This window comes from Streptomyces sp. NPDC058796 (assembly GCF_042745235.1).
Lineage (GTDB): Bacteria > Actinomycetota > Actinomycetes > Streptomycetales > Streptomycetaceae > Streptomyces.
Window position 1 is genome coordinate 436,954 of the sequence record NZ_JBHYOP010000005.1, and the last position, 17,003, is coordinate 453,956.

The window sequence follows — 17,003 nt, forward strand, 5'->3', positions numbered from 1 at the left end:
ATGATGACCGAGGACCCTGGCCCGCACCTTCTGGCCGGGCATGAGCGCCAGACTCTCCGTCTCGAACCTTTCCATGAACCCCTTTCCCGTCGTTCGGCCCAGCAGGGCTCGCTGGCAGCGCTGGTGGCGTCGGCCCCCGCGAGCGTCATCGTATGGGTGACGGTCGAAGCCCGTCAGCAGTCGACCGAGCACCTCCTGCTGCGCACGGTAGGTACCCTCCCCGTCATGGGGCTCGACATCACCGTGATGATCGCCGACCGTTCATGGCTGGCACAGGTCCCGCCGTGCGAGCGGCTGCCGCGGCTGAGGGACGCCTGGTACGCCGACGAGACGGGACTGTGGGACCACGAAGCAGTGACGGGCGAGGAAGGTTGGGCGTGGCCGCTGGGACCGAACGGCTCCTTCTTCGCCGTGTACGACTTCTTGCGCACCTGCGGCTCCTTCAAGGCGCACTTCTGGGCCGGGCAGCGGTGGGAACGCGTCCGCGGCCATGTTGACCCCTTGCTGCGCGCCGAGTTGGACGCGTTGCTTCGCGGGCTCATCTGGGACGGACCGGACGGCGAGGCCCCGCACACCGATACGGCCTTCTTCGGCGCGGACGGTTACGGCGTGTTGCTCGCACGGTCACCAGAGCGCGTCCGGGAACTGGCTGCGGCCTGGGATCGAGCGCTTCCTCACCTGGGCGGGGTGCGGGGGCCCTTCGCCGAGCACGCCGCGGTCCCCGACGGATGGGTTCATGACTTCGACGCATTCCTGGACCTGCTGACACAGTGGGGACAGGTCCTGACCGAAGCGGTGCAGCGAGGGTGGTGCGTCGTGGGACTGAGCGAGTAGTACGCCACGGCAGTGGTCGGCCTGCGCCTCCCGCCGAATGGCGTGTGGAGGTCCGGCCCAGCGCCTTCCGAGCGCTCGGCGCGTGTTCCGAGTCGTCGCCCCCCCCTCAGCCGAGTTGCCGGGAGAACGCCTCGTACGCCCGGTCGTCGAAGAGCACGAATCTCACCTCTTCGACGGCGGTCGGCGTGTGCCGCACCGTATCGACGGCGATGCGGGCCGCGACGTCCATCGGCCACCGGTACACGCCGGTGGAGATCGCCGGGAACGCGACCGTACGGGCGCCCAGCTCGTCGGCCACACGCAGCGACTCCCGGTAGCAGGAGGCGAGCAGCTCGGGGTCGCCGCCCGAGGCCTGGTGCACCGGCCCGACCGTGTGGATCACCCAGCGGGCGTCCAGGTCGCCCGCGGTGGTGGCGACCGCCTGGCCGGTGGGGAGGCCCTTGCCGTAGTGCGAGGCGCGGAGTCTGCGGCACTCCGCGAGGACGGAGGGGCCGCCGCGCCGGTGGATGGCGCCGTCGACGCCGCCTCCGCCGAGGAGCGAGGAGTTGGCCGCGTTGACGATCGCGTCGGCGCTCTCGCGGGTGATGTCGCCCTGTACGAGGGTGATGGTGGTCATGTCCGGTCCCCGGTCATTGGCGGTCTCCCATCGGCTCCGGTCCGCGGTCAGGTCTGCCGCAGCCTGCGCCAGACGGCCTTCGCCGCGTTGTGCCCCGACATGCCGTGCACGCCGGGGCCCGGCGGCGTGGCCGACGAGCAGATGTAGACGGCCGGGTGCGGGGTGGCGTACGGGAACAGGGACAGCTTGGGGCGCAGCAGGAGCTGGAGGCCGGAGACAGCGCCGGCCGCGATGTCCCCGCCGACGTAGTTGGCGTTGCGGGCGGCCAGTTGGGGCGGGCCGGCGGTGGCGCGGGCCAGGATCCGGTCGCGGAAGCCGGGTGCGAAGCGCTCCAGTTGGCGTTCGATGGCGTCGGTGAGGTCGCCGGTCCAGCCGTTGGGAACGTGTCCGTACGCCCAGAAGACGTGCTTGCCCTCCGGGGCCCGGGTGGGGTCGGCGACGCTGGGCTGCGTGGTGATGAGGAACGGCGTGTCGGGGGCGCGGTCCTCGCGGGAGGCGGCGTTCAGTGCGGCGCCGACCTCCGCGCTGTCGGCGCCGATCTGCACGGTGCCGGCGGTGCGGGGCTCCTCGGCGGTCCAGGGGACGGGGCCGTCGAGCGCGTAGTCGATCTTGAAGACGCCGGGCCCGTACCGGTAGCCGGCGTAGTGGTCGCCGAGGCCGGCGATGCGGGCCAGGGCGGTGGGCGAGGTGTCGAAGACGTAGGCGCGGGCGGGCGGCAGGTCGTCGAGGCGCTTGACCTCGTAGTCGGTGTGGACGGTACCGCCCAAGTCCATGAGATAGGCGGCGAGGGCGTCCGAGATGGCCTGGGAGCCGCCGCGGGCCACGGGCCAGCCGCGGGCGTGCGCGGCGAGGGCGAAGACCATGCCTATGGCGCTGGTGGCGAAGCCGCCGAGCGGGGCCATGACGTGCGCGACGAGCCCGGCGAAGAGGGTCTTGGCCTTGTCGTCGCGGAAGCGGCGCATCAGCCACGTGGACGGTGGCAGGCCGACCAGGCCGAAGCGGGCGAGGGTGACGGGGTCGCGGGGCAGCGCGGTGAGCGGCAGGGACATGAAGTCGCGGGCCAGGGTGTCCCAGTGGGGCAGGAAGCGCTCGACGAGCCTGCGGTAGGCGCCGGCGTCGCGCGCCCCGAAGGAGGCGGCGGTCTCGCCGACCGACCGGGAGAGCACGGCCGCCGAACCGTCCGGGAAGGGGTGCGCCATGGGCAGCGCGGCGTGCAGCCACTGGAGCCCGTACCGCTCCAGGGGCAGGTCGCGGAAGGCGGGTGAGTTGATCCCGAGCGGGTGCGCTGCGGAGCACGGGTCGTGCCGGAAGCCCGGCAGGGTCAGCTCCTCGGTGCGAGCTCCACCGCCCACGGCGCCCTGGGCCTCGAACACGGCCACCGAGAAGCCGCGGCGGGCCAGCTCCACGGCAGCGGTCAGCCCGTTCGGCCCCGCTCCCACCACGACCGCATCGAGCATCGACGGCACCTTCGGACCCCTTCGTCAGCCGATGGCCACTGGGGATCAGGATATGCCCGGGGTCCGACAGCCCGCGGCCGCGGGTGGGCTCACGCCGCCGCGGCGGCCCGGAACCCGCTGGGGCTCAGTCCCCGGTGGCGTTTGAAGGCGGCGCTGAAGCCGAAGGCGTCGGCGTAGCCGACGGACTTGGCGATCTCGGCGATGCCGAGGTCGGTGTCGGCCAGCAGCGCCTCGGCGTCGGCCATGCGGCATTCGGTGAGGTAGGCGAGGGGCGGCCGGTCCATCACCTGGGTGAAGCGCTTGGCGAACAGCGCCCGGGAGACGCCGGCCCGCGCGGCCAGCGACGCCACCGTCCAGGGCTCGGCGGGCCGGTCGTGGAAGGCCTGGAGGGCGGGGGCGAGGACCGGGTCGGCGAGGCCGCGGTACCAGCTGGGCGCGGCGGCGCCGGCCTGGTCGAACCAGTTCCGCAGGGTGCACACCAGAGCCCAGTCCAGGAGCCGGTCCATCAGCGCCTGGGAGCCGGCCGAGCGCTGGGCGGCGTCGGCGGCGGCCGTCTCCAGCCAGGCGCAGACCTCGACGTCCTCGTTGATCACCAGGACCGGCGGCAGGGCGCGCAGGAGCCGTTCGTGGCGGTGGCCGGAGGCTCGGTAGGCGCCCACGATCAGCGCGGTCGCCCCGTCCGGGTCGGTGCCCCAGCGGATGCCGCCGAGTTCCCGGGCCGTGCATTCGGCTTCCGGGGTGAAGCAGGCGATCTCGTACTCGGCGCGCGGGCGGTGGACGGTGTCGGCACGGTCCGCGAGGCAGAACGGTGCGGGACCGCGCACGACGGCCGTGTCGCCCACGCCGACGGTCCGCTCGGTGCCGTCGGGCAGCAGCAGGGTGCCGCCGCCGCGCAGCACACTGACCATGGTGAGCGGCGCGCCGTCGGCGAAGCGGACGGTCCAGGGCGCCGCCAGTACGGCGTGGCTGACGACCGAGCCCTCGGCCCGGATGCCGCTCAGCAGCGAACTCAGGGGATCCACGGAAGACATCGTAGACGATCTCCTATGTTTCGGAGAGTTTCCACCATGGATCATCCACGTGACCACGGCTGTACTGGACTCGTCGAACCGATCGAGAACGAACTGATCGCAAACAGCCGGGAGACACCGTGACGCAGCACAGCAGCGACGCCCGGACGGCCCTCGTGGTCGTCGCCCACCACCGCACCGACTCCCTCACCGCGCACACCGCCCGTCGCACCGCCGACCGGCTGGAGGCCGCCGGGTACCGGGTCGACCTGCTCGACCTGCACGCCGAGGGGTTCGACCCGCGGATGAACGTGGCGGACCAGCCGGACTGGGGCAACCGGGAGAAGCCGTACTCGGACGAGACGCACGCCCACATGCGGCGCATCCTCGCCGCCGAGGTCGTCGTCGCCGTCTTCCCCGTGTACTGGCAGAGCGTGCCCGCCATCCTCAAGGGGTGGATCGACCGCGTGTGGAACTACGGGTTCGCCTACGGCCGCAGCAAGCCCCCTCTCGCGGGCAAGCGCATCCTGTGGCTGGGTCTGGCCGGCGCCACCGCCGAGGACGCCGTCGTGGAGGGCATGCGGTCGGTCCTGGAGACCAACCTCAGTGAAGGCATCGCCTACTACTGCGGCTTCTCCCACTCCGCCGTCGGCCTGCTCACCGACGCGGAGGAGCGCCCGCAGCGCGTGGACGCCGAGGGCAACCTGCTGGTCGGCGACGCGGTCACGGGGGCCGAGCGTGAGGCGCAGTACGCCGACTTCGACCGTCGCGCTCGGGAGTACGTGGAGAAGTTCCTCGCCGAGGAGGCGGTGGCGGCCTGACGGGCCGGCACCCGGGAGGCGGACCGGGTACCGGCTCAGGCCGTCACAGGTCGAGCTGGTACTCCAGGGCCTTGTGGGTGGGGACGTATCCCAGGGCGTCGTTGACGCGCCGCATGCGGGTGTTGTCGTCGGCCGTGTCGGTGACCAGGCCGGCGAGTTCGGGGTGCCGGGTGCGGGCGAGGCGGATCGACTCGGCCTTCATCCAGCGGGCGAGGCCGTGGCCGCGGTGCTCGGGCAGTACGCCGGTGCCGTAGTGGAGTCCGTCGCCCTTGCCGTCGCCCGGCACGACGAGCTCCGAGAAGCCGGCGATCGAGCCGTCCGCCTCGTCGACGGCGACCACCGTGGTGAGCAGGTCGCCGCGGTCCGCGACGGCCCGGGCGGCGGCCAGGACCCGTTCGACGTCCCAGACCACGACGCCGTAGTCGGTGCCCCCCATCGGCATGTCGTCCAGCGCGCGGCGTGAGGCGGCGAAGGTCCGCGCGAGCTCGTCGGGGACGGTGCCGCGCCAGGACACGAGGCGGTAGCCGGGGTGCGGCCGGCCGGCGATCGCGTCGATCTCGTCGGACCGGCCGGTGTCGAGCTCGTCCAGGGCGAGCCGGGCGTAGGTCAGTCCCAGCACCGCGCGGAATCCGCTTGCGGCGAGGAAGTGGTCGCCGGGCGTTTCAGCGTCGGCCTGCGCGACCACCGACCGTCGGCCGTCCTCCCGCGCGGCGGCCACCGCCGTGTCGAGGAGCCGCGTACCGGCCCCTCTGCGCCGCTCGGCGGGGTGCACGTGCAGCGTCAGCTCGGCCAGGTGTTCCTGACCTTCCTTGGTGAACAGGCGCAGGAACGCGTAACCGAGTGGGTCGCCGTCGTCCCCGCAGGCCAGCCACGCGAGGCGACGGCTGGACGGGGTGCGGTCGGGGTCGGTGAGAGCGGTGACGTGTATGGGCAAGGTGACTCCGGTCCGTCCGGTGATGACTGCTGGGCCGACAGTCGATCACGCGACGGATCACCGGGGCACGGGGATTCGCCGATCTGCCGGGCGGAGGGGCGCCCCTTGCCCGGGCGGTCAGGCCTCGCCCGCCAGCAGTGCCACCACCCGGCGGGCCGTGGCCGCGTCGCGGGCCGCGGTGAACGGCAGCTCGTTGCCGCCCGTGATGCGGAAGGGCTCGCCGGTGCGGGTGAGGTGGGTGCCGCCCGCCTCTTCCACCAGGAGCAGGCCGGCCGCGTGGTCCCACGCCGCTTCCCAGCTGAACGCCGTGGCGTCCAGCTCGCCGCGGGCCACGGCCAGGTACTCCAGGCCCGCCGAGCCACAGGGGCGGGGGGCCACGCCCGGGGTGCGCAGGCCGAGCAGGGCGTGCTTCTGCTCGTCGGTCGTGTAGTCCGGGTGGGAGGTGGCGACGTTCAGCTCGCGGCCGGGCTCGGGCGGTCCGGCGTGCAGGCGCTCGCCGTCCAGGAAGGCGCCCTGGCCGCGTACCGCCGTGGCCAGCTGGTCGTGGACCGGGGCGTAGGTCCACGAGGCCCGCACGACCCCGTGGTGGGCGAGGGCGACCAGGGTGCAGAAGCCGGGGTCGCCGTGCACGAACTGCCGCGTCCCGTCGACCGGGTCGACGATCCAGACCGGCGCCTGGCCGCGTATCGCCTCGTACGAGGCCGGGTTGGCGTGCACCGCCTCCTCCCCGACCACCACGGAGCCGGGCAGCAGTGCGGACAGGGCGTCGGTGAGGAAGAGCTCGGCCTGGCGGTCGGCGTCCGTGACCAGGTCGTGCGGGCCGGCCTTCTCGTCGATCTCGTGGGCCGCCAGCCGGCGCCGGCGCGGCATGATCTCCTGGGCGGCCGCCTTGCGGACGGCCTCCGCCACGTCGTCGGCGTGCCGGGCGAGAAACTCGTCGATGGTTTCGTTGTTCTCGATCATGGCTCCATGAGAGCACGCGCCACTGACAATCCCCACCCGGGTGGTGTACTCCGGGTGGAATCGGCGCGAACAGGCGGTGCGGGGTCAGCGCCCCACCGCGTACCCCTGCATGCCGCGCGGGTTCGCCGCCGCCGCGAGCACGCCCGTCCCGGGGTCCCGGGCGACGGCGCACAGCCGGCCCTCCGACCAGGCCTCGCCGACCGTCACGTCGTGCCCGCGCCGCCGCAGCTCCTCGACGACCTCCGCCGGCATACGGGACTCCACCGTGACGCTGCCCGCCCGCATGCCGCGCGGGAAGAAGGAACCGGGGAAACTGTCGTTGTGCCAGTTCGGGGCGTCGATGGCGCCCTGGAGGTCGAGGCCGCCGCGCACGTGCGCGCGCAGGGCGACCGCCAGGAAGAAGTGCGTCTGCCACTGGTCCTGCTGGTCTCCGCCGGGGGTACCGAAGGCCATGACCGGCACCCCGTCGCGCAGCGCGACGGAGGGCGTGAGCGTGGTGCGCGGCCGGCGGCCCGGCGTGAGGGAGTTGGGCAGGCCTTCCTCCAGCCAGGTCATCTGCAGCCGGGTGCCGAGCGGGAAGCCCAGTTCGGGCACGACCGGGTTGGACTGGAGCCAGCCGCCGCTGGGGGTGGCCGAGACCATGTTGCCCCAGCGGTCGACTATGTCCAGGTGGCAGGTGTCGCCACGGGTGCCCCCGTCGGCGGCGACGTCCGGTTCGCCCGGCACTGGCGACGTCGGGCTCTTGGCCACCGTCGGCTCACCGACGCCCAGGGCGTCGAGGCCCTCCCCCTCCACGGCCGCCACGCGCGCGTGCGCGCTGAGCCGCGGAACGCGCCCGCCCGGGCTGCCGGGCCGCAGCTCGAAGGAGGCCTTCTCACCGACGAGCGCCCGCCGTGCCGCGTTGTACTCGGGCGAGAGCAGGTCGTCGAGCGGCACCCCGTCCGCGCCGGCCGCGTCCCCGTACCAGGCCTCCCGGTCGGCCATGGCGAGCTTGCAGCCCTCGATCAGCAGGTGGACGTAGTCGGCTGAGCCGTACCGCGGCAGCTCGGACGGGAGCAGCGCCAGTTGCTGGAGCAGGACGGGGCCCTGGCTCCAGGGCCCGGCCTTGCACAGGGTCCAGCCGTTCCAGTCGTAGGTGGCCGGAGCCTCGTAGCGCGCGGACCAGCCGGCGAGGTCGGCGGCCGTGAGGGTGCCGGTGTGGCGGACGCCGCTGGTGTCCATGGTGGGCCGGTCGGCCTGCCGTACGAGGGCCTCGGCGACGAACCCGCTGCGCCAGACCTCCCGGGCCGCGTCGATCCGCGCCTCGCGGTCCCCCGCACCGGCGGTCTCGGCGAGCAGCCGCTTCCAGGTGGCGGCGAGGGCGGGGTTGCGGAAGGGCACGCCGGGGCGGGGCGGACGGCCGTCCGGGAGGTAGATCTCGGCCGAGGACGTCCACTCCGTCCCGAACAGCTCCCGCACGGTCTCGACGGTCTCCGTCATCCGCTCCACGGGCGGGTGCCCGTGTTCGGCGTACCCGATGGCGTACTTCAGCACGTCGGCGAGCGGCTTGGTGCCGTGGTCGCGCAGCAGCGTCATCCAGGCGTCGAAGGCGCCGGGAACCGCGGCGGCGAGCGGGCCGGTGCCGGGGACGAGGTCGAGGCCGAGCCCCTTGTAGTGCGCGACCGTCGCCCCGGCCGGTGCCACGCCCTGCCCGCACAGCACCCGCACCTCGCCGCCCGCCGGCGCGAGCAGGACCGGCACCTCCCCGGCGGGCCCGTTCAGGTGCGGCTCGACGACATGCAGCACGAAGGCACCGGCCACGGCGGCGTCGTAGGCGTTGCCGCCGTCCTCCAGCACCGCCATGGCCGACTGCGAGGCCAGCCAGTGGGTGGAGGAGACCATGCCGAAGGTGCCCTGGAGGGTCGGGCGGGTCGTGTGCTGCATTTCTCACCTCGGGGCGTCGTCGGGTCGCACTGGTCTTCCGTACCCACTCGGGAGTCCGAACACCGGCCGGGTCAGGATCGTGACGGTTCCTCCCCCGGGACGGCCTCGGCGGCGCGGCGGAGGGCGTCCTCGTCGGTGCGCGCGTCGTAGGCGACGAGCCGGGGCAGGGCGGCGGTGAGCAGGCCCACCGCGGCGACGCAGGCGAGTCCGCCGCTCCAGATCGCCGGGCGGGCACCGGTCCAGCCGGCCATGGCTCCGGCGCGGACCTGGCCGAGCTGCGGACCGACGCTGTAGGAGAGGACCTCGATGCCGGCGAGCCGGCCGCGCAGCCGGTCCGGGATGGTCTGGTTCCAGATGGTGGAGCGGCCCAGTCCGCTCAGCATGTCCCCCGCGCCCGCGAGGCCGAGGCACGCCAGCACCAGCCACACGTCCGACGTCCAGCCGGCCGCCGCCATGGCCAGGCCCCAGCCGGCGGCGCCGAACACCACGAGCAGGCCGTGCCGCCGGGTGCGGGACACCCAGCCGCTGGTCAGGCTGACCAGCAGGGAGCCGACGGAGCCCGCCGCGTACATCAGGCCCAGCGACCAGTCGGCGTCCAGTTCGTCGGCGAGGAACGGGAAGATGGTGTTGGGGAAGGCGAAGAACATCGCGGCGAGGTCGATGGCGTACGTGCCCAGCAGCACCGGCCTGGACCAGGCGTAGCGGGCGCCTTCGACGATGCCGCGCAGGGAGGGGCGGGCCGCCTTCTGGAGGGGCGGCACGGGTGAGAGGCGGCGGCACATCAGGACCGACGCGGCGAAGCAGACCACGGTGGTGGCGTACGCGGGGCCGTTGCCCGCGTACGCCACGACCAGCCCGGCCAGCGCGGGTCCGGCGATGGCGCCGGCCTGCCAGCGCAGGGCGTTCAGCGCGGCGGCCGCGGCGAGCTGGTCGTGCGGGACGATGCGGGCCAGCAGTGAGTCCATGGCGGGCCGTTGGAGTCCGGCGAGTGCGGCGACGCCGGCGGCGACCACGTACAGCGGCCAGAGCATGGGGTTCGGCAGCAGGGTGTTCAGCAGCAGGATGACGGCGAGCAGGCCGAGTCCCGCCTCGGTCAGGACGATGACCTTGCGGCGGTCCACCGCGTCCGCGAGCGCGCCGCCGTACAGGCCGAAGACCACGAGCGGGACGAGTTCGACGGCTCCCATGGCGCCCACGGCGAGCGGGGAACCGGTCAGGTCCTTGATCTGGAGCGGCAGCGCGATCAGCGCCATCACGCTGCCGAGGTAGGTGACCAGGCCCTGCACCCACAGGAGGCGGAAGCCGCGGGAGGAGCGCCAGGGTGCGAGGTCGGGCAGCACCGCGGCGAGCTTGGCGGTCATGGTTCAGCGGCTCCCTGCGGGCCGGAACGCGGGCGACCGCACCGGCTGTGCGGCCGCCCCGGCTTCGTGGGCGGACGAGTGGTGGCGGCCGATCGGCAGGACGAGGGGTTTGCCCGACACCGGGTCCTCGATGACACGGCTGTCCATCCCGTACACGGCCCGTACGGTGTCCTCGGTCATCACCTCGGCGGGCGTGCCGGCGGCGTGCAGGCGTCCGGACGCCAGGGCGACGAGGCGGTCCGCGTAGCGGGCGGCCAGGTTGAGGTCGTGCAGGACCATGACGATCGTGGTGCCGCGGGCCCGGTTGAGGTCGGTCAGCAGGTCGAGGACCTCGATCTGGTGGCTGACGTCGAGGAACGTCGTGGGCTCGTCGAGCAGCAGCAGGTCGGTCTGCTGGGCCAGGGCCATCGCGATCCACACGCGCTGGCGCTGGCCGCCGGAGAGTTCGTCGACCGACCGGTCCACCAGGTCCGTCGTGCGGGTGGCCTCCAGCGCGGCGGCGACCGCGGCGTCGTCCTTGGCCGTCCAGCGGGCGAAGGCGCGCTGGTGGGGGTGGCGGCCCCGGCCGACCAGGTCGAGGACGGTGATGCCCTCGGGGGTGACCGGTGACTGCGGCAACAGGCCCAGGGTGCGGGCGAGTTCCTTGGCGGGGGTGCGGTGCACCTCCTTGCCGTCCAGGACCACCCGGCCGGCGCGCGGGACGAGCAGCCGGGACATCGAGCGCAGCAGCGTCGACTTGCCGCAGGCGTTGGCGCCGACGATCACGGTGATGCTCCCGGCCGTCAGGGTCAGGTCCAGGCCCTCGATGACGGCACGGTCGCCGTAGCCGAGGGTCAGGGCCTCGGTGGCGAGGGTGTGGGACGCGGTCACAGTGAGCCTCCGGCCCGGTTGGTGCGGACGATCAGGTAGACGAGGTAGGGGGCGCCGAGGACGCCGGTGACGACGCCGACCGGGTAGCGGGTGTCGAAGGCGTACTGGCCGGTGAAGTCGGCGACCAGGACGAGCAGGGCGCCGACCAGGCCGGCGGGGACCAGCAGGGAGCCGCCGGTTCCGGTGAGCCGGGCGGCGATCGGGCCGGAGAGGAACGCGACGAAGGCGATCGGTCCGGCGGCCGCCGTGGCGAAGGCGATCAGGCCTACGGCCGCCACGATGACCGTGACGCGGGTGCGTTCGACGCGGACGCCGAGCGCGGATGCCGTGTCGTCGCCGAGGCCGAGCGCGCTCAGGTCGCGTCCCTTGGACAGCAGTACCGGGGCGAGGACGAGCACGGCCAGGACGGCGGGCACGGTCTCCTCCCAGGTGGTGCCGTTGAGGCTGCCGGTGAGCCAGCGCATCGCCTCCTGGAGGTCCCATTCGGCGGCCTGCGACAGGACGTAGGAGGTGACGCTGTCGAGCAGGGCGGCGACGCCGATGCCGATCAGGATGAGCCGGGTGCCGGCGACCCCGTCGCGGAAGGCGAGGGTGTAGACGAGCAGGGCCACCCCGAGCGCGGCGGCGATCGCCAGGGCGGACACCTCCGTCCCGCTCAGCGAGAAGGTCACGATGCCGATGGCCGCCGCCGCGCTCGCCCCCGCGCTGATGCCGATGATGTCGGGGCTGGCGAGCGGGTTGCGGAGCATTGTCTGGAAGGTCACGCCGGCCATGCCGAAGCTGAACCCGGCGGTGAGCGCGAGCACCGCCCGCGGCAGCCGCAGCGTGCCGACGGTGAACGACGCGCCGGGCACCTGCTCGCCCATCACGACCCGCAGCACGTCTTCGGGCGGGTAGAAGGTGTGCCCGGCCATGAGGGTCGTGACGAAGGCGGCGACGACGAGGAGCAGCAGCGTCAGCACGAGCAGCCGCCGCCGGTACGCGCGGCGGACCCGGGCGCGCGTGACGGCGCGCAGGGTGGGCGCGGCGGGGACGACGGGGGCGCTCACAGGGATCTGACCTTCTGCCGGCGGACGATGTGGATGAAGAAGGGCGCGCCGACGATGGCGGTCACGATGCCCACGTCGATCTCCGCCGGCCGGGCCACGACCCGGCCCGCCACGTCCGCGGCCGTCAGCAGGACGGCGCCGCCCAGCGCGGAGAACGGCAGCAGCCAGCGGTGGTCCACGCCGACCAGCAGCCGGAAGGTGTGGGGCACGACGAGTCCGACGAAGACGACCGGTCCGGCGACTGCGGTGGACGCGCCGCACAGGACGACCGCGCCGAGCGCGGCGCCGGCCCGGACGAGGGCCACCCGTTCACCGAGCCCGGCGGCGAGGTCGTCGCCGAGGGCCAGCGAGTTGAGCGCGCGGGCGGCGGCCAGGCAGATCAGGAACCCGGCGGCGAGGAACGGTACGACGCTGCCGAGCTGCGCGTAGGTGGCGCCTCCGACACCGCCGATCTGCCACAGCCGGAAAGTGTCGGAGATGTCGTTGCGCGGCAGGACCACGGCGCTGACCAGGGAGGCGAGGGCGGCCGAGATGGCGGCCCCGGCCAGGGCCAGCTTCAGCGGCGTGGCGCCGCCGCGTCCCAGCGAGCCGACGGCGTACACGAACCCTGCGGTCAGGGCCGCTCCGGCCATCGCCACCCAGATGTATCCGGACGCCGACGACAGGCCGAAGTACGCGATGGCGGCGACCACGGCCAGGGAGGCGCCCATGTTGACGCCGAGGATGCCGGGGTCGGCCAGCGGGTTGCGGGTCACCCCCTGCATGACCGCGCCGGAGAGCCCGAGGGCGGCGCCCACGACGACGGCCAGGAGGGTGCGCGGGATGCGCTTGGCGACCGCCGCCTCGGCCAGCGTGTCCTCGGCCCCGCCGAGCGCCGACCACACGTCGGCCCAGGCGACGTCGCGGGAGCCGAAGGCGAGGGAGGCCGTCATGGCGGCGGCCAGGACCGCGATGACCACGAGGAGCCAGGTCACCCGCGTGCCCGCCGGACGCCGTACGGGGGCGGCGTCCGGCGCGGGCGGGGTTTCGGTGAGGGTCACTTGACCTTGTCCGCGGCCTCGGCGAGCGCCGTCACGTAGTCGTCCAGGACGTACGGGATGGACAGCGGGGTCGGGTTGGCGGCGGTGGCGAGCGGAGTGCTTCCGGGCAGGAGGTACACGGAGTCCCGCTTCACGGCGGCCAGCTTGGAGGTGAGCGGGTCGTTCTTGAGCGCCTTGAGCAGTTCGCCCTTGCCGTCCCCGTAGCCGACGATGATGTCGACGTCGTTGAAGTCGTCGATGCGCTCGGCGCTCTTGGTGAGGACGAACTTCTTCGTCGACTCGGACGGCTCGGAGACGCTGGCGGGGATCCTCATGCCGAGGTCGGTGAAGAACTGGGTGCGGGTGTCGTGGGTGGTGTAGAAGCCGACCTGGCTGACGTCCTTCGCCGACACGTGCGTCATGAACATCGCCGACTTCCCCTTGAGCAGGGGACGTTCGGCGACGGCCTGCTCGATCCGCCCCTCCAGGTCGGTGATCAGCTTGTCGCCCTCTTCGGCGAGTCCGATGGCCTTGCTGTTGAGGCGGATGATGTCGCGCCACGGGGTCGCCCAGGCGGCCTCGGGGTAGGCGACCACGGGGGCGATCTGGCTGAGGGTCTCGTAGTCCTGCTCGGTCAGTCCCGAGTACGAGGCGAGGATGACGTCCGGCCTGGTGTCGGCGACCGCCTCGAAGTCGATGCCGTCGGTCTCGTCGAAGAGGACCGGCGTCTTGGCGTCGAGTTCCTCGAGGCGCTTCTCCACCCAGGGGAGCACGCCGTCCCCGTCGTCGTCGCCGAAGTTGGCCTTGGCCATGCCGACGGGGACGACGCCGAGGGCGAGCGGCACCTCGTCGTTGGCCCAGTTGACGGCGGCGACGCGTTCGGGCTTCTCGGGGATGACGGTGGTCCCGAGCGCGTGCTCGATCGTCACGGGGAACTGGCCGGTGCCGTCGGCGCCCGCGCCGGCGGCGGCGCCGGCGTCCTTGTCACCGGACTCACCGCCGCACGCGGTGAGTCCGAACAGGAGGGTCGCCGCGAGGGCGAGTACACGCAGGCGTGGGGTTCTCATCGACCCTGTTCCACTTTCGGTCGGGGTGCCGGGCCCGCACGCCCGGGAACGCGGGGACGGGGCGTGGGGCAGGACACCGGACTGCTACGGCAGTTAGGTAAGGCTTGCCTGTATAGCGTATGGAGCAGGGTCGACCGGATCAATCGAGGCTTTTTGACAGCCCTTGTAGCGATCGGGACAGCCAGGGAGCACCCGTCCCCGTTCCTTCCCGCCACTCGCCTTCTTCAGAGCGCCCGGAACCTGCCGGGCGTCATGCCGGTCGTCCGCCGGAAGGCGGCGCCGAAGGCACTCGCCGAGCGGTATCCGACCGCTTCGGCCACCACGTCGACTTCGAAACCCCGGGCCAGGAGCCGGACGGCGTGCTGGGCGCGTACCGAGGCGACCCAGCGGGCGAAGGTCGTGCCGGTCTCCGCCCGGAACGCACGGGTCAGCGTGCGCGTGCTGCACCCGAGCGCGGTCGCCCAGCCGGTCAGCGTCCGCTGGTCGGCGGGGTCGGCACGCACCACGTCCACGATGGGCCGCAGCAACGACGAGGTGGGCAGCTGCACCAGCAGCGCCCGGGGCGACGGCCGCAGCACGTCGAGGACCATCGCCTCGGTCACCGCCCGGGAGGCCGTCGACAGGTCCGGCTCCTCGAGCCGCTCCATGAGGAGCCGGAGCAGCGGAGTGATCTCCACGGCCACCGGCACGTCGGGCAGGGCCGAGACCGTGCCGTGGCGGAAGAAGTGGGCGCGATAGGCGGTGCCGGCTACCGCGGAGGCGGAGTGCAGCTGCCCGGCCGGCATCCACAGCCCGAGGGTCGGCGTGATGCACCACACCTGGGAGCCCACCACGGCCGTCGAGGTGCCGTGCTCGTTCCAGAGGAGCTCGTGCCACGGGTGGGAGTGCTCGTTCCACGCCGTGTCGGTGGTGACGACCTCCTCGTACGCCTTGATCACGAAGGACACGGCCACCTCGCCCGCGGCGAGCGTCGGCAGGTCCCTGGTGACACGCATGCGGTCAGGCTAGCCGGAGCGGGTCCGCGGCCGGCCGCCCGTTCCGGGGCCGCGCCCGCCCCCCGGGGAACAGCACGGCCCGTGCCGCTGTTGCCCCGAGGTACGGAAACGGAGGCAGATCGGTGCACGGTGAATACAAGATCCCCGGCGGCAAGCTGGTCGTCGTGGACGTGGAGGCCGAGAAGGGTGTGCTGCGGCACGTGCGCGTGGCGGGCGACTTCTTCCTCGAGCCGGACGAGGCGCTGGACGCCGTGAACCGTGCGCTGGAGGGCGCCCCGGCCGACACCGACGCGGCGGGACTGGCCGCCCGGATCGACGCGGCGCTGCCCGAGGGCACCGTGATGTACGGGCTGACCTCGGAGGGCGTCGGGATCGCCGTGCGCCGCGCGCTCGCGCACGCCACCGACTGGACGGACTACGACTGGCAGCTGATCCACGAGGGCCCGCAGCCGCCCGCCCTGCACATGGCGCTGGACGAGGTGCTGACCGCCGAGGTCGCCGCGGGCCGGCGTCCGCCGACGCTGCGGGTGTGGGAGTGGGGCGCACCGGCGGTGATCATCGGCAGCTTCCAGTCGCTGCGCAACGAGGTGGACGCCGAGGGCGCCGCCCGTCACGGCATCGAGGTGGCGCGCCGGATCTCCGGCGGCGGCGCGATGTTCGTCGCAACGCGAAGGCACTACTGCCTCGCTGCCTAGCCCCCACACGGCACTCAAGCACCACAAGTGCGGCAATCGCGACAAAGGTCGGCCGGAAAAGCGACCTACTCTGCGCGATTGTGAGCACCACCGTGACAACCGCACCACTCCGGCTGCGTCCCTTGGAGGAGCAGCCCGCCTCCGTCTGCCGCCGCAGGCGCGGCCTGATCTACATCCGGGTCTCAAAGGCCCGTGACGACATGATCAGTCCCGAACTCCAGGTCGGCCACGCCCTGGCCCTCGCCAGGTCGGAGAACATCGACGTCATCGCCGACCCCATCATGGACCTCGGCGAGTCGGGCCGCCAGTTCGAAGAGCGCCGGATCGAAGAGATCAAACAGATGGCGCGCGACAAGCAGTTCGACGTGCTCATCCTGTGGATCTGGTCCCGCTTCGGACGCAACCTCCGCGATCCTTCCAGCACCTCGACGCGCTCATGGACTACGGCGTCGAAGTACGGGCCGCCAAGGAGGACTTCGACGGCAAGACCACCATCGGCCGCTTCGCCATCGCCCAGATGCTGAACATCGCCGAGCTGGAGTCAAACCAGAAGGCCGACTCCTGGCGCGACACCTTCGAGCGCCGGCGGAACAAGGGGCTCCCCCACTCCAACCGCGGCCGGTTCGGGTACTACCGCTGCGAGACCTGCCCCAAGTGGGAGTTCGGCGAGAAGCTGGAGACGTGCCCGAAGTGCCGCAACGGGATCCTGAAGGTCGATCCGGTGACCGGCCCCGTGTTGGCCCAGCTCCTCGGGAGCCGCAGCGTGGCAGCCAGCAGTCACTGTGCGGAACGCCGGCCGATCTGACTGACAACGGATCTCCCGCACAGGACTCGCTCGCTAAGCGAACGGGTGAGTCCCCTCCCGGCGACAAAGCCGGGAGCCTCGTCCTCGAGCACGAGACCCCTCCACGGCCCAAGGGGGTTCTCCGGCAGGACCCACGCCACATGCCGGTGAGCCGGGCCTTCGTGTATGTGCTCCGGATCCCCACCGTCCTGATCATGATCACGGCATCGTCATTGGGCTACTTCTTCTGTGCAGGCGTACGGACGTTCGGCGTTCTCTTCGCCACCCAGCAATATGCATCCCTCGATCGGCAGCCAGCGCGATGGCCATCGTCATCGGAGCGGGGGGGGCATCATCGGCCTGTATCTCGGCGGTCACGGGGCGGCCCGGTTGCTGGGAGCCGACAACTTGAATGGACGCATCCTTGTCCCCCTGGTATGGCTGCTCGTATCGCCGCTAATACTCGCGCCCGCGCTTCTCGCCACCTCACCCCTGACAGCGGTCCCTCTGCTGTTCCTGGGCGGCATAACGGTGACGGCCGCCAACCCACCGCTGGACGCCGCCCGCCTCGATGTGGTCCCATTCGGCTTGTGGGGAACGTCTGA

General features: G+C 72.7%; 16 protein-coding genes and 1 pseudogene. 5 read left to right on the forward strand and 12 right to left on the reverse strand.

Translation table 11 applies throughout. The features are described 5' to 3' along the window. Positions 1-834, forward strand: a complete 834-nt coding sequence (locus ACFW47_RS16145; RefSeq protein ID WP_386306081.1) for a hypothetical protein — start codon at positions 1-3, stop codon at positions 832-834. A 106-nt stretch (positions 835-940) separates the two neighbouring features. Here ACFW47_RS16145 and ACFW47_RS16150 read toward each other — a convergent pair whose 3' ends face one another. The 3 genes from ACFW47_RS16150 to ACFW47_RS16160 all read right to left on the reverse strand — a co-directional run bounded on the left by ACFW47_RS16150 (position 941) and on the right by ACFW47_RS16160 (position 3,938). After that, positions 941-1,450 carry an O-acetyl-ADP-ribose deacetylase gene (locus tag ACFW47_RS16150; RefSeq protein ID WP_386306082.1) on the reverse strand — a complete coding sequence of 170 codons (510 nt, stop codon included), beginning with the start codon at positions 1,448-1,450 and terminating at the stop codon, positions 941-943. A gap of 47 nt (positions 1,451-1,497) precedes the next feature. Beyond that, positions 1,498-2,907 carry a phytoene desaturase family protein gene (locus tag ACFW47_RS16155; RefSeq protein ID WP_386306083.1) on the reverse strand — a complete coding sequence of 470 codons (1,410 nt, stop codon included), beginning with the start codon at positions 2,905-2,907 and terminating at the stop codon, positions 1,498-1,500. An 89-nt stretch (positions 2,908-2,996) separates the two neighbouring features. Next, the gene (locus tag ACFW47_RS16160; RefSeq protein WP_386306084.1) at positions 2,997-3,938 is read right to left on the reverse strand and encodes an AraC family transcriptional regulator; all 942 of its coding nucleotides are present in this window, start codon (positions 3,936-3,938) and stop codon (positions 2,997-2,999) included. 119 nt (positions 3,939-4,057) lie between these two features. On the opposite strand from ACFW47_RS16160, the gene ACFW47_RS16165 reads away from it, so the two are divergent. Beyond that, positions 4,058-4,738 carry an NAD(P)H oxidoreductase gene (locus tag ACFW47_RS16165; protein ID WP_386306085.1) on the forward strand — a complete coding sequence of 227 codons (681 nt, stop codon included), beginning with the start codon at positions 4,058-4,060 and terminating at the stop codon, positions 4,736-4,738. A 43-nt stretch (positions 4,739-4,781) separates the two neighbouring features. Here ACFW47_RS16165 and ACFW47_RS16170 read toward each other — a convergent pair whose 3' ends face one another. The 9 genes from ACFW47_RS16170 to ACFW47_RS16210 all read right to left on the reverse strand — a co-directional run bounded on the left by ACFW47_RS16170 (position 4,782) and on the right by ACFW47_RS16210 (position 14,919). Then, entirely contained in the window at positions 4,782-5,672 is an 891-nt protein-coding gene (locus tag ACFW47_RS16170; protein WP_386287482.1) for a GNAT family N-acetyltransferase, read from the reverse strand. 117 nt (positions 5,673-5,789) lie between these two features. Next, a complete protein-coding gene (locus tag ACFW47_RS16175; RefSeq protein ID WP_386306086.1) occupies positions 5,790-6,635 on the reverse strand; it encodes an inositol monophosphatase family protein in 846 nt (281 codons plus the stop codon). A gap of 84 nt (positions 6,636-6,719) precedes the next feature. Beyond that, the gene (locus tag ACFW47_RS16180; RefSeq protein WP_386306087.1) at positions 6,720-8,558 is read right to left on the reverse strand and encodes a gamma-glutamyltransferase family protein; all 1,839 of its coding nucleotides are present in this window, start codon (positions 8,556-8,558) and stop codon (positions 6,720-6,722) included. 71 nt (positions 8,559-8,629) lie between these two features. Then, the gene (locus ACFW47_RS16185) at positions 8,630-9,919 is read right to left on the reverse strand and encodes an MFS transporter (RefSeq protein ID WP_386287477.1); all 1,290 of its coding nucleotides are present in this window, start codon (positions 9,917-9,919) and stop codon (positions 8,630-8,632) included. Positions 9,920-9,922: 3 nt separating this feature from the next. Next, positions 9,923-10,789, reverse strand: a complete 867-nt coding sequence (locus tag ACFW47_RS16190) for an ABC transporter ATP-binding protein (protein ID WP_386306088.1) — start codon at positions 10,787-10,789, stop codon at positions 9,923-9,925. After that, the gene (locus tag ACFW47_RS16195) at positions 10,786-11,838 is read right to left on the reverse strand and encodes a FecCD family ABC transporter permease (RefSeq protein WP_386287473.1); all 1,053 of its coding nucleotides are present in this window, start codon (positions 11,836-11,838) and stop codon (positions 10,786-10,788) included. Before ACFW47_RS16195 ends, ACFW47_RS16190 begins: the two co-directional genes overlap by 4 nt. Next, the gene (locus ACFW47_RS16200) at positions 11,835-12,878 is read right to left on the reverse strand and encodes a FecCD family ABC transporter permease (protein ID WP_386287471.1); all 1,044 of its coding nucleotides are present in this window, start codon (positions 12,876-12,878) and stop codon (positions 11,835-11,837) included. The genes ACFW47_RS16195 and ACFW47_RS16200 overlap by 4 nt, the downstream gene beginning before the upstream one ends. Next, complete coding sequence (locus ACFW47_RS16205; RefSeq protein WP_386287469.1) at positions 12,875-13,924, reverse strand: iron-siderophore ABC transporter substrate-binding protein; 1,050 nt, start codon at positions 13,922-13,924, stop codon at positions 12,875-12,877. Before ACFW47_RS16205 ends, ACFW47_RS16200 begins: the two co-directional genes overlap by 4 nt. A 224-nt stretch (positions 13,925-14,148) precedes the next feature. Continuing rightward, the gene (locus tag ACFW47_RS16210; protein ID WP_386287467.1) at positions 14,149-14,919 is read right to left on the reverse strand and encodes an AraC family transcriptional regulator; all 771 of its coding nucleotides are present in this window, start codon (positions 14,917-14,919) and stop codon (positions 14,149-14,151) included. Positions 14,920-15,041: 122 nt separating this feature from the next. Here ACFW47_RS16210 and ACFW47_RS16215 point away from each other — a divergent pair. The 3 genes and pseudogenes from ACFW47_RS16215 to ACFW47_RS16225 all read left to right on the forward strand — a co-directional run. Further along, positions 15,042-15,581: pseudogene (locus tag ACFW47_RS16215) on the forward strand (biotin/lipoate A/B protein ligase family protein); the annotation flags it as partial. 113 nt (positions 15,582-15,694) lie between these two features. Further along, positions 15,695-16,138 carry a recombinase family protein gene (locus tag ACFW47_RS16220; protein ID WP_386306089.1) on the forward strand — a complete coding sequence of 148 codons (444 nt, stop codon included), beginning with the start codon at positions 15,695-15,697 and terminating at the stop codon, positions 16,136-16,138. Further along, positions 16,051-16,419 carry a hypothetical protein gene (locus ACFW47_RS16225; protein ID WP_386306090.1) on the forward strand — a complete coding sequence of 123 codons (369 nt, stop codon included), beginning with the start codon at positions 16,051-16,053 and terminating at the stop codon, positions 16,417-16,419. Before ACFW47_RS16220 ends, ACFW47_RS16225 begins: the two co-directional genes overlap by 88 nt. Positions 16,420-17,003: the final 584 nt, after the last annotated feature.

What these genes read in the sequence shown, in the direction of transcription:
- ACFW47_RS16145 (WP_386306081.1), top strand. Translation starts at nt 1, where the DNA reads ATGATGACCGAGGACCCTGGCCCGCACCTTCTGGCCGGGCATGAGCGC.
- ACFW47_RS16150 (WP_386306082.1), bottom strand. Translation starts at nt 1,450, where the DNA reads ATGACCACCATCACCCTCGTACAGGGCGACATCACCCGCGAGAGCGCC.
- ACFW47_RS16155 (WP_386306083.1), bottom strand. Translation starts at nt 2,907, where the DNA reads ATGCTCGATGCGGTCGTGGTGGGAGCGGGGCCGAACGGGCTGACCGCT.
- ACFW47_RS16160 (WP_386306084.1), bottom strand. Translation starts at nt 3,938, where the DNA reads ATGTCTTCCGTGGATCCCCTGAGTTCGCTGCTGAGCGGCATCCGGGCC.
- ACFW47_RS16175 (WP_386306086.1), bottom strand. Translation starts at nt 6,635, where the DNA reads ATGATCGAGAACAACGAAACCATCGACGAGTTTCTCGCCCGGCACGCC.
- ACFW47_RS16180 (WP_386306087.1), bottom strand. Translation starts at nt 8,558, where the DNA reads ATGCAGCACACGACCCGCCCGACCCTCCAGGGCACCTTCGGCATGGTC.
- ACFW47_RS16185 (WP_386287477.1), bottom strand. Translation starts at nt 9,919, where the DNA reads ATGACCGCCAAGCTCGCCGCGGTGCTGCCCGACCTCGCACCCTGGCGC.
- ACFW47_RS16205 (WP_386287469.1), bottom strand. Translation starts at nt 13,924, where the DNA reads ATGAGAACCCCACGCCTGCGTGTACTCGCCCTCGCGGCGACCCTCCTG.
- ACFW47_RS16210 (WP_386287467.1), bottom strand. Translation starts at nt 14,919, where the DNA reads ATGCGTGTCACCAGGGACCTGCCGACGCTCGCCGCGGGCGAGGTGGCC.
- ACFW47_RS16225 (WP_386306090.1), top strand. Translation starts at nt 16,051, where the DNA reads ATGGACTACGGCGTCGAAGTACGGGCCGCCAAGGAGGACTTCGACGGC.